The sequence below is a fragment of the Streptomyces sp. NPDC001663 genome (assembly GCF_042893105.1).
Taxonomy (GTDB): domain Bacteria; phylum Actinomycetota; class Actinomycetes; order Streptomycetales; family Streptomycetaceae; genus Streptomyces.
Map to the genome: position 1 here is coordinate 423,076 of NZ_JBIAUR010000008.1, position 18,151 is coordinate 441,226.

Consider the following 18,151-nt stretch of genomic DNA (forward strand, 5'->3'; position numbering starts at 1 on the left):
GGCTAGCGCTCCGGCTGGCGTTCCAGGTAGACGCGGCCGCCGATCTCGACCCAGCCGTACGGCTGTGGGGCCGTGAGGATCTGGGAGCCCGCACCCTGCGTGATGTTGAGCGCGCGGCCGAGTTGTTCCGTGAGCAGCAGGGCCGCGGCGCCCGTCGCCTCGTCCTCGTCGATGCCGTCGTCGCGGCCGGGGAAACCGCGGGCGCGGAGGCGGCCGGCGGACTCGTCCTCCCAGGCCCAGGCGTAGATCCACTCGCCCTTCGGCGGCACCGGCAGGTCGTCGACCTCGGCGGCCGTGGCGTACTGGCGGAAGGTGCGCGGCGGGGCCCACTCCGCCCGGGCCTCGATCCAGCTGAACTCGCCGTCCTGGCGGGCACCGACGACGCCGGCTGGCGTCACCAACTCCTCCACGTCGAGCAGCCAGGCCGCGCCGACGCAGGGGTAACCGGCGAAGGGCAGGCGCACGGACGGGGTGTAGATGTCGATGACGCCACGCTCGGGGTCGTCGACGAACACGGTCTCGCTGAAGCCGAGCTTCGCGGCGAAGGCCTGGCGCTCCGCCGGGTCGGACATCACCGAGCCCTCGCGGACGACGCCGAGTTCGTTGCCGTAGCCACCGTTGGGGGCGCAGAAGACGCGGAGCACGTCGTAGTCAGTCACGGGGGCATTCAAACATCGCCCGGGCTGCCAGGTCGTCCCAGGTGACGGGGCCGCCGGGGAGGGGCCAGGAGTCGGTGTACGCCTCCTCGTAGGGCAGCCACGACATGACGTCGGCGTATCCCTGTTCCAGAGCGGCGCGTTGGCGTTCGAGGTTGGCGTGCGCGGGGCGTGCCGCCAGCCGCGCCATGCGCTGCTCGTGCGACTCGGTGATCTCGTCGGCGGTCTGCCGCCACTTCTCGTCGTCCTGCACGAGCGCGAGCACGACGCAGGGTGGAACGGCGCCCTCCTCGAGCGCGGCCACCGCCCGGTCGTGGCCGTCGAGGATCAGCCAGCCGTCGAGGAACGACACCCACCACAGGAGTACGGGCGCGAGCGTGCCCTCGCGCGCATGCTTGTGGTAGGCCTTCACGCGCGGGGCATCGGGCGGCGAGAGGCGGCGCAGGGGGAGGACACCGTGCCAGCCACCGCCACAGAGCAGTTCGAGTCGGCCGTCCGGCCACCCGCGCACGAAGTCCTCGCTCCAGATGCCCGGCGCGAAGGTCACCCGCTCCTCGAGCTGCCAGCGACCGTCGCACAACGGGCCCGAGTCGGTCGCCTCCAGCCACCGTGCGTACTGGTGCGGCCAGTTGCCGGGTGCGCGCATCGCATCGGAGCGAAGCGGCGGCAGCGGCGAGCGACAGCCGTCCAGGCGCCGCACATGAAGGTCCCGGCAGCAGCCGTCACCGTCCAGCCGGCCCAGCATCAACGGCCGTTCCCCCAGCCGCAGCAGCAGCCGTCCACCGTCCGCCGTCTCGAAACGCAACGCCGGCGGACCGGGCCGACCCGACACGGCCAGCACCAGTCCGCCCGCTGGCAGCACTTCCCTGGTCGCCCTCATCACGGGCACCAGTCTCCGGGACGGAGGACCGCCCCGGAAACGGATTGCCGGGGAGAGGGCGCGTCAAGGGGACGCCGTGGTGGTCGTGTTGCACGATCTCGCGTTCGCCGCCGCCTGCGCGCACCGGGTCGCGATTCGGTGCGCCGGTCGTGTCGCGGCCGAAGGGCCGCCGGCCGAGGTGTTCGGCGAACCCCTCCTCTCCGAGGTCTACGACCAGCCCGTCGAGGTGCTCCCGCACCCCCGCGCCGGCGCCCTCCTGATCACCCCCGAGCAAAATCCTTGAATTTCCTTTGACCATTCCTTGGGGTGCGTTTTTGGCCACCGTGATCGGTCCGTGCTCATACACCGTCCATGAGAGCTGAATCACCGCATGGGTGGGTATCACGCAGGCAAGCCTTAGATAAGTTAGGCGAGCCTCACCATCCCTGTGTGAGCCTCAACACGCGTTTTTTCGCCAGCCTCAGGAGCCTGCATGCGAGCCGCCAGACTCTCCGTCGTCACCGCCGTCGCCACCGCGGCGGCCCTGACCGCCGTCACTGGCTGCACCGAGAAGAGCAAGGGCGACGGCGATGCCGCGATCAAGGTGACCGCCGCCGACTCCAAGTGCGACACCTCCACCAAGTCGGTGCCGGCCGGCCAGGTCACCCTGAGCATCGAGAACAAGGGCTCCAAGGCGACCGAGGTGGAGATCCTCTTCCCGGACGACCGGATCGTGTCGGAGAAGGAGAACATCGGGCCGGGCACGAAGTACACGCTGACGGCCGAGGTGAAGGCGGGCTCGTACGAGATCGCCTGCCGCCCGGGCATGAAGGGCCACGGCGTGCGGCAGAACCTCACGGTGACCGGCTCGGGCGCGGTCGCCAAGCGCAACCCCAAGCTGGACAAGGCCGTCGCCGACTACCGCGAGTACGCGCAGGAGCAGGCCGACGCGACGCTCCCGAAGGTGGAGGTCTTCGCCAAGGCGATCAAGGCCGGCGACCTCGAGGCCGCCAAGGACGCCTACGCCCCCTCCCGCGTCGGCTGGGAGCGCACCGAGCCGATCGCCGAGTCCTTCGGTGACATCGACCCGAAGACCGACACCCGCGCGGACGGCCTGGAGAAGGGCCAGAAGTGGACGGGCTGGCACGCGCTGGAGAAGGCGCTGTGGCAGGACAAGAAGATCGGCGCGGAGCAGAAGACCCTCGCCGACCAGCTGCTCACCGACCTCAAGGACTGGCAGAAGCGGGTCGGCAAGGCCGAGATCACCCCGACCTCCATGGCCAACGGCGCCAAGGAGCTCCTCGACGAGGTCGCCACCGGCAAGGTCACCGGCGAGGAGGACCGCTACTCGCACACCGACCTCAGTGACTTCAAGGCCAACGTCGAGGGCGCGCAGAAGGCCTACGAGCTGCTCAAGCCGGTCGCGCAGAGCAACGACAAGGCGCTGACCACCGAGCTCGACAAGCAGTTCGCGGCGCTGAACACCACGCTCGACAAGTACCGCACGGACAAGACCTCGGACGGCTTCGTGTCGTACGACAAGGTCACCGAGGAGCAGCGCAAGGAGCTCTCGGACGCGGTGAACGCGCTCGCGGAGCCGCTGTCCAAGCTCGCCGCCGCCGTCGTGAAGTAGGGGACAACACCATGACGGACACCCAGGAAGCAACCACCGCGGACGCCGGCAACGAGAAGGCTCCGTCCCGGCGTTCGCTGATCGGCTGGGGCGGTGCCGGGCTCGCGCTCGGTGCCGCCGCGGCCGGCGGTGCGGTCGCGATGAGCCGCGTCGGCAACGACGTGGACCCGGCCGGCGCCGAGATGGGCGCCGCGGTCGCCTTCCACGGCGCCAACCAGGCCGGCATCGCCACGCCGGTGCAGGACAGGCTGCACTTCGCCGCGTTCGACGTGCAGACCGACGACCGCGCCGCGTTCGTGCAGATGCTCAAGGACTGGACGGCCGCCGCGCGCCGGATGACCGCCGGGAAGGCGGTCGGCGAGGGCGCGTACGGCGGTCTGGCCGAGGCCCCGCCGGACGACACCGGTGAGGCGCTGGGCCTGAAGCCCTCGCGGCTGACGCTGACGATCGGCTTCGGCCCGTCGCTGTTCGAGAAGTTCGGGCTGACGGACCGGCGGCCCGAGGCGCTGGTGGACCTGCCGCAGTTCCCCGGCGAGAACCTCGACAAGAACCGCACCGGCGGCGATCTGTGCATCCAGGCCTGCGCGGACGACCCGCAGGTCGCCGTGCACGCGATCCGCAACCTCGCCCGCATCGGCTTCGGCACCGTCAACATCCGCTGGTCGCAGCTCGGCTTCGGCAAGACCTCGTCCACGACCCCGGACGCGCAGACCCCGCGCAACCTGATGGGCTTCAAGGACGGCACCCGCAACATCGCGGGCACGGAGACGGACCGGCTGAAGAAGTTCGTGTGGGTGGGCGAGAAGGACGGGCCGGACTGGATGGCCGGCGGCTCCTACCTGGTCGCCCGGCGCATCCGGATGCACATCGAGCCCTGGGACCGCACCTCGCTGCAGGAGCAGGAGGACATCTTCGGCCGGGACAAGGGCGAGGGCGCGCCGGTCGGCAAGGCCAAGGAGCACGACAAGCCGTTCCTGAAGGCGATGAAGCCGGACGCGCACGTGCGCCTCGCGCACCCCGACTCCAACAACGGGATCACGATCCTGCGCCGCGGCTACTCCTTCACCGACGGCACCGACGGCCTCGGCCGGCTGGACGCGGGCCTGTTCTTCCTCGCCTACCAGCGCGACGTGCGCAAGGGGTTCATCCCGTTGCAGCGCAACCTGTCGGCGAAGGACGCGCTCAACGAGTACATCCAGCACGTGGGTTCGGCGGTGTTCGCCGTTCCGCCCGGCGTCCGCGACAAGGACGACTGGTGGGGCAGCACGCTGTTCTCCAAGGAGGCGTGAGCCGTGTTCTCCAACTACCTGATCGGTCTGCGCGAGGGCCTGGAAGCCAGCCTGGTCGTCTGCATCCTGATCGCCTACCTGGTCAAGACGGGCCGCCGGGACGCCATCCGGCCCATCTGGATCGGCATCTCCATCGCCGTCCTGATCGCGATGGGCTTCGGCTGCATCCTCGAATTCGGCTCCCAGGAGCTGACGTTCCAGGCCCAGGAGGCGCTCGGCGGCTCCCTGTCCGTCGTCGCGGTGGGCCTGGTGACGTGGATGGTCTTCTGGATGCGGCGCACCGCCCGGCATCTGAAGTCCGAGCTGCACGGCAAGCTGGACGCGGCCCTGCAGATGGGCACGGGCGCGCTGGTCGCCACCGCCTTCCTCGCCGTCGGCCGGGAGGGCCTGGAGACCGCCCTGTTCGTGTGGGCGTCGGTCCACGCGGCCAGCGACGGCACCCCGCGCCCGCTGATCGGCGTGGCCCTCGGCCTCGCGACCGCGGTCTTCCTGGGCTGGCTGTTCTACCGCGGCGCCCTGAAGATCAACCTCGCGAAGTTCTTCACCTGGACCGGCGCCATGCTGGTCGTGGTCGCGGCGGGCGTACTGGCCTACGGCTTCCACGACTTGCAGGAGGCCGACTGGCTGCCGGGCCTGACGAACCTGGCCTTCGACATCAGCAACACCATCGACCCGTCCAGCTGGTACGGCACCCTCCTCAAGGGCGTGTTCAACTTCCAGCCGGACCCAACCGTTCTCCAGGTCACGGTGTGGCTGCTGTACCTGATCCCGACGCTCGCGCTGTTCTTCGCCCCGGTAGGGTTCGCCTCCGGGAAGGGGAAGGTGAAGGCACCTGATGAGCAGGGATCGCGGCCCTCGAAGGCTCCGCAGGCTTGACCGGCGCGTACTGATTGCGGCCTCGGTGACCGCTTTGTCGTTGACGGCGAGCGGTTGCGTGGTGGTGCACGGGGAGCGCGAGGTGCTCCCCTCCGCCACCCGCGCCGAGGCCGCCAAGGCGCTCCAGGCGTTCACGACCGCGTACAACAAGGCGGACAAGGCGTACGACAGTTCGCTCGACGCCGACCACACCACCGGCGCCCTCGGTGACATCGACGCGGCCCGGCTGAAGGCCGGTCATGCCAACAACCCGGACGGCAACCCGGGTTACACGCCGATGAAGTTCTCCGACGTGAAGTACACGATCCCCAAGAAGGCGGGCTGGCCACGCTGGTTCGTCGCCGACGCGGCCGGCAACAAGGGCGGCAGCGCGCGCTGGGTGATGGTGTTCCAGCGGGACGGCCTGGGCGAGCCGTGGCAGGTGTCGTATCTGACGCTGATGGCGGCCGGCCAGGTGCCGAAGTTCAAGACGGACAAGGACGGTTGGGCCGAGGCGGTCGACGTGAACTCGGCCGGGTTCGCCGTCGAACCGGCGGACCTGAGCAAGGACTACGCGACGTACCTGAAGAGCGGCGGGGACACCTTCGCGGACGGCCCGCACACCAACGGCTGGCGGGCGAAGCGCGTGAAGAGCGCCAAGCAGCCGGGGCGGGTCACGCAGTACATCGACGAGCCGCTGACGAGCGGGGACTACGCGCCGCTGGCGCTGCGGGCCGCGGACGGCGGGGCGGTGGTGTTCTTCACCACGCGCTACTACGCGAAGGAGACGGCCTACACGGGCACTTCGCTGCCCAAGCCCACCGACGCCGTGCGCGCCCTGACCAAGGGCGAGGTCAAGCAGTCGCTCACCATGGAGCTGATGTCCAACCAGGTGGCCCTGGACCCGGCGAAGGCCTCCGGCGGCGGCAAGGTGTCGGTCCTGTCCCGGCTGGAGGGTCTGACCTCCGCGCAGGGCTCCTAGGGCCGGTCCGGGGGCGGCCCCCGGGAAACCTCAGTGGCGCAGGGGCCAGGCCGCGCTCGCGTGGTCGGCCTCCTCGCCGGCGTAGCGGGCGCAGGCGTCGGTGAGGATCTCCAGCAGGCTCAGCGGGTCGGGCAGCGGGTGTTCCAGGCCGCGTACCCAGTGCACGGACCGGCCGTCGTCGCCGGGGAGCCGGGCGGGCGGGACCAGGACGTACGAGCCGCGGCAGTGCCAGCGCAGTCCGGGGTGCTCGTCCGCGGTCTCGGGGTGGCAGTCCAGTTCGCACGGCCACCACTCGTCCTCGTCCTCGGGGGTGCCGCGGGTGAGGGTGAAGAACAGCAGCCGGCCGTCGTCGCTCTCGGCGACCGGGCCGACCTCGATGCCGGAGCCGAGCAGTCGCTCCAGGGCCTCCCGGCCCGCCTCCAGCGGCAGGTCGAGGACGTCGTGGACCATGCCGGTCGCGGTGATGAAGTTGGCCTGCGGCTGGTGCCGGGCCCAGCGCTCGATCTGCGCGCGGTCCGTCGTGGACTGCGTCTGCCAGGCGAACGACACCGGGTGCCGGGCGGGAGTCGGACAGCCCACGCGGTCGCAGGAGCAGCGGTAGCCGGGGGCGGGATGGGCGGCGGGCGCGAGCGGCAGACCCGCTCCGGCGGCGGCGAGCAGCAGGCTCTCACGGCCGCCGTCGTCGGCGGCCTCCTTGGGGCGGCGGCCTCGCAGCCACTGGGAGAGCTTGCCCTGCCGGCCGGTGCGACCGCCGTACTCCGCGCTCATCTATCCCCTCGCCTCGCTGTCGTGCGGAACAGCATGCCCTATGGTCCCACCGATCCGTGCTCCGGGGTGCCAGAAGGGACATCCGGGGTACGCGGGGCCAGACCGTGCAGGGCGTAGTCGACGAGGGTGTCGGTGTACTCGTAGGTGATCGGGCCGGTGTGCTGGAGCCAGCGCTGGGCGAGCGGGGAGACCCACAGTTCCAGGGCGATGCGCGGGTCGACGTCCCGGCGGACCTGACCGGCCCGCTGCGCGGCGCGCACGCGGTCGACGTACAGCTGGAGCGACGGTTCGAGGAGCTTGGCCACGAAGGTGCGGCCCAGCTGCTCGTCGACCACGCCTTCGGCGGCCAGGGCGCGGGACGGGGCCTCGAAGCGGGGATCCTTGAGTTGGTCGACGGTCAGGCGCAGCACGGCCTTGAGGTCGGCGGCGAGGTCGCCGGTGTCCGGGATGGCGAACGCGTACTCCGGGCCCGCGTCCCGGGACGCCTGCTCGCTCAGGTCGAGGAAGGCCTCCAGCAGGACGTCCGCCTTGGATCCCCACCACCGGTAGATGGTCTGCTTGCCGACGCCGGCCCGTGCGGCGATGCCCTCGATGGTCGTCTTCGGATACCCGAGCTCTCCGACGAGCGCGAGGGCCGCGTCGTAGATCGCGCGACGGGACTTCTCGCTGCGGCGGGTGGCGTCCGGGGCCGGTTTGCCGGGGGCGGGCTTCTTGACCATGGTCCGACGGTATCGGTTCGCGGTTCTACGACTCCGGGGTGTACGGCGGCCAGGGGTCCCCCCAGTCCGCGTCCCGTGCCGCCTTGTACAGGTCGCCGTGGCGTTTGGTGACCGTGGTGCGGCGCAGTTGTTCGTCGGTCTCGCAGAGGTCCAGGAGCACCTGGCCCTTGCGGATCTGGGGCCTGCGGACGACGCGGGAGGGGGCCGGGGCGACCGGGAGGCGGGCGGCGGCGACGTAGCTGAACTTCTCGTCCTCGTACGGCAGGGAGCCGCCCTTGACCCGGCGGTGCAGGGAGGAGCGGCTGACCCTTGCCGAGAAGTGGCACCAGTCCTCGCCGGGGACGATCGGGCAGGCGGCACTGTGCGGGCAGGGTGCGGCGACGTGGAAACCGGCGGTGATCAGGCGGTCGCGGGCCTCGATGACGCGGGCGTATCCGGCGGGGGTGCCGGCCTCGACGATCACGACGGCCTGGGCGGCGGCCGCGGCGGCGTCGACGAGGGCGGTGCGGTCGGGTTCGGTCAGCTCGTTGAGGACGTAGGAGACGGTGACGAGGTCGGTCGGGTCGAGGGTGAGCGCGGTCCCGATGCGGGCGCGCCGCCAACTGGCCTGGCGCAGGGCCGGGTTGGCGGCGGCGAGCTGCTTGCCGAGGGTGAGGGCGGGTTCGGCCCAGTCGAGCACGGTGACGCTGCGCTCGCCGGGCCAGGTGGCGGTGACGGCCCAGGTCGCGGCGCCGGTGCCGCCGCCGACGTCGGTGTGGCTGCCGGGGGTGAAGTCCGGCACGGCCTCGGCGAACGCCGCCAGCGCCGAGCGCACCGCCTCGAAGGTCGCGGGCATCCGGTACGCGGCGTAGGCGGCGACGTCGGCGCGGTCGCGGAGGATGGGCGCGTCGGTGGGGGTGGCCCCGCGGTAGCTGGCGATGAGCCGCTCGACGGCTTGCGCGGCCTGCTTGGGCGGGAGGCCGTCGAGGAGGGTGGCGAGGGTGGTGCGGAGGGTTTCGGCGGGGGGTACGGGGGCGTTCACCCGGTGATTCTAGGGCGGCCGGGGTGGGTGCGGGCCTCGGCATTGTTCGCCCCCGCCGCCCCTACCCGTCCCCTCCCCCGGGGCGCTGCCCCTGCGACCCCGCCAGGGGGCTCCGCCCCCTGGACCCCCGTCGGCCCTTGAGGGGCCTCGTCCTCACACGCCGGACGGGCTGGGGTACACCGCCCTTGCCAAACGCGTGGCCGCCGCTGCCCTGGGCCGGCTGTTCGGATCCCGTCGTCTCGGATGCACCGTGTTCGCCAGCAGCACCAGGAACGTGTCCGTCGACGGGTCCAGTACCAGTGACGTGCCCGTGAAGCCCGTGTGGCCCGCCGCTCCCCGTCCCGCCAGTTCGCCCATGAACCAGGGCTGGTCCACTGCGAAGCCCAGGCCCGGTGGGGTCAGGAGGAGTTCCACGAAGTCGGCGCCGAGGATGCGGGCGGGGCCGTAGGAGCCGCCGGCGAGCAGGGTGCGGCAGAAGACGGCCAGGTCCCGGCCCGTGGAGAAGAGGCCCGCGTGGCCTGCGATGCCGCCGAGTGCCCAGGCGTTCTCGTCGTGGACGACGCCCCGCAGCATGCCCCGGTCCGCCTTGGCCCACGGGCGCCGCTGGTCCTCCGTCGCCGCCGCGCCGGGGCAGGGGCCGAAGTCGGTGGACAGCATGCCCAGCGGCCGGGTGATCCCGTCGTGGATCAGGACGTCCAGCGTGCGGCCGGTGATGCGTTCCAGGACGAACTGGAGCAGCAGGAAGTTGAGGTCGGAGTAGGTGTACGTGCCGGGCACCCCCACCGGTGCCTCCGCCCGCAGCTTCGCCAGCCGCTCGGCGTCGTCGGCGCAGTCGTACAGCGGGAGTTCGGGCCGCAGCCCGGAGGTGTGGGTGAGCAGCTCCCGTACGGTGATGTCGTGCCGGGCCGCCGCCCGGAACTCCGGCAGGTAGGCGCCGACCCGCGCGTCGATGCCGAGCGTGCCGCGCTCGATCTGCTGCACGGCGGCGACCGCGGTGAACAGCTTGGTGAGGGACGCCAGGTCGAAGGGCGTGTCGACGGTCACCGGGACGCGGGACCCGGCGGGCAGTTCGACTCCGCGGTCGCTCTCGGCGTCGTAGGCCGAGTAGCGCACGGCCCAGCCCGCCGCCGCCTCGACGGCGACCACCGGGCCGCGCCCGGCGACCACGACGGTGCCGGCCGCCCAGGGGTGGTCGCCGGTGGTCAGGTCGTGGACCTCCTGGACGAGGAGACGGAGTTCCCCGGGGTCGAGCCCGGCCCGTTCCGGGGTGTCGCTGCGCAGTTTCGGCGCGCTCAGCTCCCTGCTCCCTCCGCACTCGCACGCGTGTTCCAGGGACGGCACATTCCCACAAAACAGCCCAGCGCTACCAGTGCTGCCGCCAGTTGGACGACGGCCATCGGCACGGCGGTGTGCTCGCCGGCGATCCCGACGAGCGGGGAGGCGACGGCGCCGATGAGGAAGGAGGACGTGCCGAGCAGCGCGGACGCGGAGCCGGCGGAGTGCTTGGTGCGCATCAGGGCGAGGGCCTGGGCGTTGGGCAGGGTGACGCCCATGGCCGACATCAGGACGAACAGGGCGGCGGCGACGGGCGCGAGCCCGACCTGGCCGAGGACGCCGGCCGACATCAGGAGGAGGGCGGTCGCGGCGGCGATGACGACCGTCAGGCCGATCCCCATCACCTTCTCCAGGCTCACCCGTCCGACCAGCACCTTGCCGTTGACCTGGCCGACGATGACCAGCCCGACCGAGTTCAGGCCGAACAGCAGGCTGAAGGTCTGCGGGGAGGCGCCGTAGATCTCCTGGATGACGAACGGCGAGGCCGAGATGTAGGCGAACAGCGCGGCGAAGGCGAAGCCGCCCGCGAGCATGAAGCCGGTGAAGGGCAGGTCGGCGAGGAGGCGGCGCATCGAGTGCAGGGCCTCGCCCACTCCCCCGCCGTGCCGCTCGGCCGCCGGGAGGGTTTCCGGCAGCCTCGTCCACACGCACCCGGTCAGCAGCAGGCCCACCACCGTGAGGACCACGAACACGCCCCGCCAGTCCGTCACCCGCAGGATCTGCCCGCCGATCAGCGGCGCGACGATCGGGGCGACCCCGCCGATCAGCATGAGGGTGGAGAAGAAGCGGGCCATCGCGACGCCGTCGTACAGGTCGCGGACCACGGCTCGCGCGATGACGATCCCCGCCGCGCCCGCCAGGCCCTGCGCGAGCCGGAAGGCGACCAGCGACTCGACGGTGGGCGCGAACGCGCACAGTGCGGTCGAGACGACGTAGGCGACGAGGCCGATCAGCAGCGGGCGCCTGCGGCCCCACCGGTCGCTCATCGGGCCGGCCACCAGCTGCCCGAGCGCCATCCCCAGCAGACAGGCGGTGAGCGTGAGCTGGACGGTGGCCGCGGGGGCGTGCAGGGAGTCGGTGACCTCCGGGAGCGAGGGGAGGTACATGTCCATCGCGAGCGGGGGCGTGGCGGTGAGGCCGCCGAGGATGAGCGTGACGACGAGACCCGTGCGGCGCACAGCAGCGTCGGCGGCCGGTTCCGCTTGCGATCCGGCCGCCTGCTGTATGTGTGATGTCGACGCGCCCTGCTCGGGCATGAGCCCCTCCCTTTCCGAGTACTGCATTGTCCCGGGGGACACCCCCGAACCCCCGGCCACCTATGCTCTCAGCTCGTACACAGTGCCGAATGTCACAGCAGCGAGGGTGGGCCGGGATGACGGCGGAAAGCGTGCGGTGGGGGATCCTCGCGACCGGTGGGATCGCCGCCGCGTTCACGGCGGATCTGGTGGATCTGCCCGATGCCGAGGTCGTCGCGGTGGCCTCGCGGACCGAGGCGTCGGCGAAGGCGTTCGCGGAGCGGTTCGGGATCGAGCGGGCGTACGGCGACTGGGGTGCGCTGGCCGAGGACGCGGACGTCGATGTCGTGTACGTCGCCACCCCGCACTCGGCGCACCGGGCGGCCGCGGGGCTGTGCCTGGAGGCCGGGCGGAACGTGCTGTGCGAGAAGGCGTTCACGCTGAACGCGCGCGAGGCGCAGGAGCTCGTCGCGCTGGCGCGGGCGCGCGGGAGCTTCCTGATGGAAGCGATGTGGATGTACTGCAATCCGCTGGTGCGGCGGCTGAAGGAGCTGGTCGACGGCGGCGCGATCGGTGAAGTGCGCCATGTGCAGGCCGACTTCGGGCTGGCCGGGCCCTTCCCGCCCACTCACCGGCTGCGCGACCCGGCGCAGGGCGGGGGCGCGCTGCTCGACCTCGGCGTCTACCCGGTCTCCTTCGCCCACCTCCTCCTCGGCGAACCCTCGGACATCGTGGCGAGAGCAGCGCTCTCCGACGAGGGCGTCGATCTCCAGACGGGTGCACTGCTCTCCTGGGAGAGCGGCGCTCTCGCCTCCGTGCACTGCTCCATCGTCGGCGGTACGGCGACCTCCGCGTCCGTCACCGGCTCGCAGGGCCGCATCGACATCCCGTACGGCTTCTTCTTCCCGGACCGCTTCGTGCTGCACCGCGACGGCCGCGACCCCGAGGAGTTCACGGCCGACCCGGCCGACGGCCCCCGCAACAGCCTCAGGCACGAGGCCAGGGAGGTCATGCGTGCTCTGCGGGCGGGCGAGAGGGAGTCTCCGCTCGTCCCGCTCGAGGGGACCCTGGCCGTCATGCGGACGCTCGACGCGGTACGGGACCGCATCGGCGTCCGCTACCCGGCGGAGGCCGTCAGGCCGGCTTGAGGCCGTGCTCGCCGACCTCGGTCACGAAGGACGCGGCCGTCTCGACCGGCGCCCCCTGCCGGGTCACGTACGGCACCGTCTTGAAGTCGGCCCGGGCCTGGGTCTCCCCCAGGGTGACCTTGGCGTAGCCGCGCCGGCCGTCGTAGAACTTCAGGTGCGGGTTGGCGGTCATGTAGGTGTTCCAGTTCGCGGGCGTCTTCGTGCCGTCCTGGCCGCTCACGGTGGACGTGGCCACGATCTCGGTGCCGAGCGTGCGCGAGTCCGGGTCGTCGAAGTCGTCCTTGATGTCGAAGGCGTATGCGACGTGTACGTCGGCGCTGAGCACCATCAGGTTCTCGATGCCGGCCGCCTTGGCGCCGTCCAGGATCCGGCGGCGTGAGGCCGAGTAGCCGTCCCAGGCGTCCATGGAGACCTGGGCGACGGCGTTGAGGTCCATCCGCCGCTGGGAGAAGCAGACCTGCTGCGGCAGGACGTTCCACAGCGCCCTGGAGGCGCGCCAGCCGTCGAGCAGCCACTTCTCCTGGGCCTGGCCGGTGATGGTGCGGCTCGGGTCGTCGGACTCCGGGCCGGGGATGTGCCTGCCGTCGCCGTAGGCCTGGTCGGAGCGGTACTGGCGGGTGTCGAGGACGTCGAACTGGGCGCGCAGCCCCCAGTGCAGCCGCCGGTAGAGCTGCATGCCGGAGCCGACCGGCAGCTGCGGCGTGCGCAGGGGCTGGTTCTCCCAGTAGGCGCGGTAGGCGGCGGCGCGGCGCAGCAGGAACTGGTCCGGCGGCATGCCGTTGTCGGAGACGGCTGCCGCGTAGTTGTTCGCGGTCTCGTGGTCGTCGAAGGTGACGACGAAGGGGTGCGCGGCGTGCACGGCCCGCAGGTCGGCGTCGGTCTTGTAGAGGGCGTAGCGCAGCCGGTAGTCCTCCAGCGTCATGGTCTCGTGGCCGAACGCCGAGGAGAGCGCGTGGTCGGTGTACTTGCGGGCGCCGGCTGCCGCGTCGATGGCGTACTCGTAGATGTAGTCGCCGAGGTGGAAGACCAGGTCGACGTCGTCCTGGGCGAGGTGGCGGTGGGCGGTGAAGTAGCCGTCCTCGTACGCCTGGCAGGAGACGGCGGCGAAGGAGAGCGCGGGGGCGGCGCTGTCGGCGGCGGGCGCGGTGCGGGTGCGGCCGGTCTCGCTGATCCAGCTGCCGGTGCGGAAGCGGTAGTAGTAGACGCGGCCGGGCTCGAGGCCATCGGCCTCGACGTGCACGGTGTGGTGGAACTCGGGGTGCGCGGTGGTGGTGCCCTTGGCGGCGAGTGCGGAGAACGTCTCGTCCTTGGCCATCTCCCAGTCCACGTCGACGCGTTCGGCGGGCATCCCGCCGTCGGGCTGGTAGGGGGCGGGTGCGAGGCGTGTCCACAGCACCACCGAGTGGGGCAGCGGATCGCCCGAGGCGACGCCGAGCGTGAAGGGGAACTCGGCGATGCGTGCCGCGTCGAGCGGGGCGGCCGCCGCCGCGCCGACCGCGGGCAGGTCGATGGCGAAGGCGAGCGCGACGGTCGCGGCCGTCAGGCTGAGCATGCGGCGGCGGCCGATGTGTCGGGCGGCGGCACGGAGTTCGGGCGCGTGCCGCCGGGACCGAGCTGTTGTGATTGTCATTCTGTCCTCCCGTCACAGTTCAGGGAGGAGGCGGACGACTGGCCGGAGTCGACACGCGTTGTCGGCTGCACAGCACCCGGATGGCGGACGGGTCGTCCCGCATGGCAGACGCTCACCTACGCTGCGGCCCATGAATGCCATGCGGACGGAAGTGCAGTCGAGGATCGCGGTGGTGACGGGCGCCGGCTCCGGGATCGGACGGGCGGTTGCCGTGGAGCTGCTGCGCGCGGGCTGGTCGGTGGCGCTGGCGGGGCGGCGGCCCGAGACGCTGGCGGAGACGGCCGCGCTGGTGCCGGAGGGCGCGTCTCTCGCCGTACGCACCGACGTCTCGCAGCCGGCGGACGTGGCCGCGCTGTTCGCCGCCGCGGTGGAGCGGTTCGGTCGGGTGGACCTGCTGTTCAACAACGCGGGGACGTTCGGGCCGGGCGGGGTGCCGGTGGAGGAGCTGCCGTACGAGGCGTGGCGGCATGTGGTGGACACCAACCTCAACGGGGCGTTCCTGTGCGCGCAGGCGGCGTACCGGCAGATGAAGGAGCAGGACCCGCAGGGCGGACGGATCATCAACAACGGGTCGATTTCCGCACATACGCCCCGGCCGCTGTCCGTCGCCTACACGGCGACCAAGCATGCGCTGACCGGGCTGACCAAGTCGCTGTCGCTGGACGGGCGGGCGTACAGCATCGCGGTCGGGCAGATCGACATCGGTAACGCGGCGACCGACATGACCGCGCGGATGCAGACCGGGGCGCTGCAGGCCAACGGCGAGATCGCGGCCGAGCCCGTGATGGACGTCGTCGACGTGGCGCGCACGGTGCGGCACATGGCCGAGCTGCCGCTGGAGGCGAACGTGCAGTTCGCGACGGTGCTCGCCACCGCGATGCCGTACGTCGGGCGCGGCTGAGCTCCCGCGGAAGGCCGTCGACTCCTCAACTTGCACAAGCGGAATCTGGACGTCCGCTCCATTGCGGCCGGTCTCGGGCTTATGCTCAAATCATCTTCACCAGAGCTTCACAGATGGAGCACTGGCGTTCCGCGGTCCAAACCGAGGGGGGATGCGGCAGCCGTTCCGGCACCGGGTGGGGGTGGATCTCGCGTGGGACCGCGAGGTACGCACCGGTGCGTGGAACGGCTGCCGCTACGTCATTTGCGGCCCTTGCCGCCGGCCTCCGCGGCCGCCGCCCGTCGCCGGCGCAGCGCCCACGCACCGCCCGCCAGCAGGGCGACCGTGCCGGCCGCGCCCTCCAGCAGACGCCAGGTCGAGGGGCTATCGGCCGCCCCGCCCGGAGCGCCGGCCGCCGCCTGCGCCGCCTTCCCGGTGGGCGTCACCTTCGTCCCGCCCTCGCTGAGCGGCTCGACCAGCGTGCCCACCGCCTGCACCGAACCGGCCCGCTCGAAGCCCCAGTCGAGCAGCGCGGCCGTCTCCTCGTAGACGGCGTTGTAGCCGCTCTTGGGGTGCATCACGGTGACCAGCAGGGTCCGGCCGTCGCGGGTGGCCGCGCCCGTGAAGGTGTTGCCGGCGTGGCTGGTGTAGCCGTTCTTGACGCCGATCAGTCCGTCGTACGTCTTCACGCCCCAGGCGCCCGTGAGCAGGCGGTCGGTGTTCTGGATCTGGAAGGTCTTCTTGCCGCCGGCCGGGAAGTTCGCGGTCTTCAGGTGGCAGTACTCGCGGAAGTCATCGTTCTTCAGGCCGTGCCGGGCGAAGAGGGTGAGGTCGTAGGCGGAGGACAGCTGGCCCTTGTGGTCGAAGCCGTCGGGGCTGACCACGTGGGTGTCCAGGGCCTGCAGGTCCTCGGCCTTGGCCTGCATCTGGGCGACCGTCTTGGCCACTCCCCCGTTCATGTGGGCGAGCACATGCACCGCGTCGTTGCCGGAGCGCAGGAAGACGCCCTGCCACAGCTGCTCGACGGTGTAGGTGATCCCGGGCTTGACGCCGACCAGGCTGGAGCCGGCCGGGATGTCGGCCAGATCGGCGTCGGTCACCTTGTACCGCTCGGTGCGGTCGAACTTCTTCAGGACCGTGTCGGCGAACAGCATCTTCAGCGTGGAGGCGGGCGCGAGCCGCTTGTGCGCGTTGTAGGAGGCGAGTACCTCTCCACTGTCGCAGTCGGCCACGAGCCAGGCGGCGGCGGTGAGCTTCTTGGGCAGCCCTGTGCCCTGAATTCCGTCATGGGCGAGGCGCGCCCCGCCGACGACGGTCGAGGCGTGCGCAGGGGTCGCCGCGGCAAGCGGAATCGCGGCGGCGGCAAGGCCCAGAGCGGCACGCCGGGAGAGCGGAGAGGAACCGTGCATCCCGGGAACTTAACACCCACCCAACAGGGGTTTCCTGGCAGTACGCCCTCTACGGCATAAGAATTGGCTGTCTTACGGAATTCTGACCCGACACCCCACTTTCTCAGCTCTGACACATCCTTTACTCAGTCCGGCTCAAAGGTTTCTCCCTAGCTTGTGGCAGCGCCCACAGCGGGCGCCAAGAACCTTCGAGGAACGGGATGTTTGGCATCTATCTCAAGCGCGAACTGGGCCGCAGAAAGAAGGCGGCCCTGGTCATCGCACTGGGTCTGGCGCTCGGAATCGCCCTGGTCATCACCGTCAACTCGGTGTCGGCCGGCATGACACAGGCTCAGGACAAGGTCCTCAAGTCGCTCTACGGCCTCGGTACCGACATGACCGTGACCAAGGCGCAGTCGGCTCCCAAGGCGGGCAGCTCGCAGGGCCCGAACTTCAAGTTCGACGCCAAGTCGAGCAGCAAGTCCAAGCAGAGCTCGGACCGGGTGATGACGCAGGGTGGTCAGGTCCTGGCGTCCTCGCTGGTCACCAAGGTCGCCTCGCAGAAGGGTGTGGCGGACGCGGTCGGCGCGATCACCCTGAACGTGACGAAGGTCGACGGCTCCTTCACGCAGGGCAAGGCGAAGTCCTCGACGTCCTCCGGCTCCTCCGACTCCCAGCAGGGCGGCCCCGGCGGCAGCAGCAGCGGCGGCGGGCAGCCGCAGGTCCAGGGCGGCGGCGCCTCCTTCAACGTCAACTCCTACTCGGTGGCCGGCATCGACGTCACCGACCAGGAGCTCGGCCCGCTGGCCACGTCGAAGATCACCTCCGGCAAGACGTTCACGGCCTCGCAGACCAACGCGAAGGTCGCCGTGATCAGCAAGTCGTACGCCAAGTCCAAGAAGTACAAGCTCGGCTCGACCTTCAAGATCAACGGCACCAAGTTCACCGTCATCGGCATCGCGACGCCCGACAGCAGCGAGTCCACCACGGACGTCTTCGTGCCGCTGAAGCAGGCGCAGACGCTGGGCGACTCCAAGAACAAGGTCACCACGATCTACGTCAAGGCGACCGACTCCAAGCAGATCGCCACCGTCAAGAAGACGATCCAGAGCAACATCTCCGGTACGACGGTCACCACCTCCGCCGATCTCGCGTCCACCGTGTCCGGCTCGCTGTCGACCGCCTCCAACCTGGCGACCAGCGTCGGCAAGTGGCTGTCGATCGCGGTGCTGGCCGCCGCGTTCCTGGTGGCCGCGCTGCTGACCTCCTCCGCGGTCTCCCGCCGGGTGCGTGAGTTCGGCACCCTGAAGGCGCTGGGCTGGCCCAGCCGCAACGTGACCCGGCAGGTCGTCGGCGAGTCCATGGTCAACGGTCTGCTCGGCGGCGCCCTCGGCATCGGCCTGGGCCTCGCGGCCGCCTACACGGTCACCGCGATCAGCCCGAAGCTCACCGCACAGCTCGGCAGCAGCGGCGGCGGGGGCGGGATGGGCGGCGGCCCCGGCGGCGGCATGGGCGGCCCGGGCCAGCAGTCGGCCTCCAACACCATGGAGATCGCCCTCTCCGCCCCGGTCTCCCTGACCACCATCGCGCTCGCGGTGGGCCTGGCGGTCACCGGCGGCCTGATCGCCGGCGCCATGGGCGGCTGGCGCGCCTCCCGCATGCGCCCGGCGGACGCCCTGCGCAGCGTGTCGTAACACCACCCCCTGAGCTGGGGCGCCGCCTCCGAATTCCCCCCGGGAGGCGGCGCCCCACC

16 protein-coding genes and 1 pseudogene are annotated in these 18,151 nt (G+C 71.2%); 8 read left to right on the forward strand and 9 right to left on the reverse strand.

Annotated features, from left to right (window positions below; all coding sequences use genetic code 11):
• Positions 1-2 precede the first annotated feature (2 nt).
• Together ACFY1L_RS27100 and ACFY1L_RS27105 are read right to left on the reverse strand one after the other, a co-directional pair.
• On the reverse strand, positions 3-659 hold the full coding sequence (locus tag ACFY1L_RS27100; RefSeq protein ID WP_388829479.1) for a PhzF family phenazine biosynthesis protein: 657 nt from the start codon (positions 657-659) through the stop codon (positions 3-5).
• Positions 652-1,536: a hypothetical protein gene (locus tag ACFY1L_RS27105; RefSeq protein ID WP_388829482.1), complete on the reverse strand. Its 885-nt coding sequence runs from the start codon at positions 1,534-1,536 to the stop codon at positions 652-654. The genes ACFY1L_RS27100 and ACFY1L_RS27105 overlap by 8 nt, the downstream gene beginning before the upstream one ends.
• A gap of 40 nt (positions 1,537-1,576) precedes the next feature.
• On the opposite strand from ACFY1L_RS27105, the pseudogene ACFY1L_RS27110 reads away from it, so the two are divergent.
• The 5 genes and pseudogenes from ACFY1L_RS27110 to ACFY1L_RS27130 form a co-directional block, all read left to right on the forward strand.
• A pseudogene (locus ACFY1L_RS27110) lies at positions 1,577-1,819 on the forward strand (hemin ABC transporter ATP-binding protein); the annotation flags it as partial.
• 189 nt (positions 1,820-2,008) lie between these two features.
• Entirely contained in the window at positions 2,009-3,148 is a 1,140-nt protein-coding gene (gene efeO, locus ACFY1L_RS27115; RefSeq protein WP_388829485.1) for an iron uptake system protein EfeO, read from the forward strand.
• An 11-nt stretch (positions 3,149-3,159) separates the two neighbouring features.
• Positions 3,160-4,437: an iron uptake transporter deferrochelatase/peroxidase subunit gene (gene efeB, locus ACFY1L_RS27120; RefSeq protein WP_388829488.1), complete on the forward strand. Its 1,278-nt coding sequence runs from the start codon at positions 3,160-3,162 to the stop codon at positions 4,435-4,437.
• Between the two features lie 3 nt (positions 4,438-4,440).
• On the forward strand, positions 4,441-5,313 hold the full coding sequence (gene efeU / locus ACFY1L_RS27125; protein ID WP_388829491.1) for an iron uptake transporter permease EfeU: 873 nt from the start codon (positions 4,441-4,443) through the stop codon (positions 5,311-5,313).
• A complete protein-coding gene (locus ACFY1L_RS27130) occupies positions 5,273-6,274 on the forward strand; it encodes a hypothetical protein (protein ID WP_388829494.1) in 1,002 nt (333 codons plus the stop codon). Before efeU ends, ACFY1L_RS27130 begins: the two co-directional genes overlap by 41 nt.
• 30 nt (positions 6,275-6,304) lie before the next feature.
• Here ACFY1L_RS27130 and ACFY1L_RS27135 read toward each other — a convergent pair whose 3' ends face one another.
• From ACFY1L_RS27135 to ACFY1L_RS27155, 5 genes are all read right to left on the reverse strand, one after another.
• Positions 6,305-7,042 carry a bifunctional DNA primase/polymerase gene (locus tag ACFY1L_RS27135; RefSeq protein ID WP_388829497.1) on the reverse strand — a complete coding sequence of 246 codons (738 nt, stop codon included), beginning with the start codon at positions 7,040-7,042 and terminating at the stop codon, positions 6,305-6,307.
• Positions 7,043-7,080: 38 nt separating this feature from the next.
• On the reverse strand, positions 7,081-7,761 hold the full coding sequence (locus ACFY1L_RS27140) for a TetR/AcrR family transcriptional regulator (RefSeq protein ID WP_388829500.1): 681 nt from the start codon (positions 7,759-7,761) through the stop codon (positions 7,081-7,083).
• Between the two features lie 25 nt (positions 7,762-7,786).
• Positions 7,787-8,782: a small ribosomal subunit Rsm22 family protein gene (locus ACFY1L_RS27145; RefSeq protein ID WP_388829503.1), complete on the reverse strand. Its 996-nt coding sequence runs from the start codon at positions 8,780-8,782 to the stop codon at positions 7,787-7,789.
• A gap of 153 nt (positions 8,783-8,935) precedes the next feature.
• Positions 8,936-10,123, reverse strand: coding sequence for a serine hydrolase domain-containing protein (locus ACFY1L_RS27150; protein WP_388829506.1), 1,188 nt, complete (start codon positions 10,121-10,123; stop codon positions 8,936-8,938).
• Positions 10,075-11,373, reverse strand: a complete 1,299-nt coding sequence (locus ACFY1L_RS27155; RefSeq protein ID WP_388829509.1) for a multidrug effflux MFS transporter — start codon at positions 11,371-11,373, stop codon at positions 10,075-10,077. Before ACFY1L_RS27155 ends, ACFY1L_RS27150 begins: the two co-directional genes overlap by 49 nt.
• Before the next feature lie 116 nt (positions 11,374-11,489).
• Here ACFY1L_RS27155 and ACFY1L_RS27160 point away from each other — a divergent pair, with 116 nt between their 5' ends.
• Positions 11,490-12,500 carry a Gfo/Idh/MocA family protein gene (locus ACFY1L_RS27160; protein WP_388829512.1) on the forward strand — a complete coding sequence of 337 codons (1,011 nt, stop codon included), beginning with the start codon at positions 11,490-11,492 and terminating at the stop codon, positions 12,498-12,500.
• Here the strand turns inward: ACFY1L_RS27160 and ACFY1L_RS27165 are convergent.
• Entirely contained in the window at positions 12,487-14,130 is a 1,644-nt protein-coding gene (locus ACFY1L_RS27165; protein WP_388829515.1) for an alkaline phosphatase D family protein, read from the reverse strand. The two genes, ACFY1L_RS27160 and ACFY1L_RS27165, sit on opposite strands and share 14 nt — an antisense overlap.
• A gap of 130 nt (positions 14,131-14,260) precedes the next feature.
• Here ACFY1L_RS27165 and ACFY1L_RS27170 point away from each other — a divergent pair, with 130 nt between their 5' ends.
• The gene (locus ACFY1L_RS27170) at positions 14,261-15,031 is read left to right on the forward strand and encodes an SDR family oxidoreductase (protein WP_388829518.1); all 771 of its coding nucleotides are present in this window, start codon (positions 14,261-14,263) and stop codon (positions 15,029-15,031) included.
• Positions 15,032-15,270: 239 nt separating this feature from the next.
• Here ACFY1L_RS27170 and ACFY1L_RS27175 read toward each other — a convergent pair whose 3' ends face one another.
• Positions 15,271-16,419, reverse strand: coding sequence for a D-alanyl-D-alanine carboxypeptidase family protein (locus ACFY1L_RS27175; protein ID WP_388829521.1), 1,149 nt, complete (start codon positions 16,417-16,419; stop codon positions 15,271-15,273).
• A gap of 200 nt (positions 16,420-16,619) precedes the next feature.
• On the opposite strand from ACFY1L_RS27175, the gene ACFY1L_RS27180 reads away from it, so the two are divergent.
• Positions 16,620-18,092 (forward strand): ABC transporter permease, encoded by a 1,473-nt coding sequence (locus tag ACFY1L_RS27180; RefSeq protein WP_388829524.1) that lies wholly within the window; start codon positions 16,620-16,622, stop codon positions 18,090-18,092.
• Positions 18,093-18,151 lie beyond the last annotated feature (59 nt).

Excerpts from the sequence above, each read along its gene's own strand:
- ACFY1L_RS27105 (WP_388829482.1), bottom strand. The coding sequence starts at position 1,536 with ATGAGGGCGACCAGGGAAGTGCTGCCAGCGGGCGGACTGGTGCTGGCC.
- efeO (WP_388829485.1), top strand. The coding sequence starts at position 2,009 with ATGCGAGCCGCCAGACTCTCCGTCGTCACCGCCGTCGCCACCGCGGCG.
- efeB (WP_388829488.1), top strand. The coding sequence starts at position 3,160 with ATGACGGACACCCAGGAAGCAACCACCGCGGACGCCGGCAACGAGAAG.
- ACFY1L_RS27130 (WP_388829494.1), top strand. The coding sequence starts at position 5,273 with ATGAGCAGGGATCGCGGCCCTCGAAGGCTCCGCAGGCTTGACCGGCGC.
- ACFY1L_RS27135 (WP_388829497.1), bottom strand. The coding sequence starts at position 7,042 with ATGAGCGCGGAGTACGGCGGTCGCACCGGCCGGCAGGGCAAGCTCTCC.
- ACFY1L_RS27140 (WP_388829500.1), bottom strand. The coding sequence starts at position 7,761 with ATGGTCAAGAAGCCCGCCCCCGGCAAACCGGCCCCGGACGCCACCCGC.
- ACFY1L_RS27155 (WP_388829509.1), bottom strand. The coding sequence starts at position 11,373 with ATGCCCGAGCAGGGCGCGTCGACATCACACATACAGCAGGCGGCCGGA.
- ACFY1L_RS27160 (WP_388829512.1), top strand. The coding sequence starts at position 11,490 with ATGACGGCGGAAAGCGTGCGGTGGGGGATCCTCGCGACCGGTGGGATC.
- ACFY1L_RS27165 (WP_388829515.1), bottom strand. The coding sequence starts at position 14,130 with ATGACAATCACAACAGCTCGGTCCCGGCGGCACGCGCCCGAACTCCGT.
- ACFY1L_RS27170 (WP_388829518.1), top strand. The coding sequence starts at position 14,261 with ATGAATGCCATGCGGACGGAAGTGCAGTCGAGGATCGCGGTGGTGACG.
- ACFY1L_RS27175 (WP_388829521.1), bottom strand. The coding sequence starts at position 16,419 with ATGCACGGTTCCTCTCCGCTCTCCCGGCGTGCCGCTCTGGGCCTTGCC.
- ACFY1L_RS27180 (WP_388829524.1), top strand. The coding sequence starts at position 16,620 with ATGTTTGGCATCTATCTCAAGCGCGAACTGGGCCGCAGAAAGAAGGCG.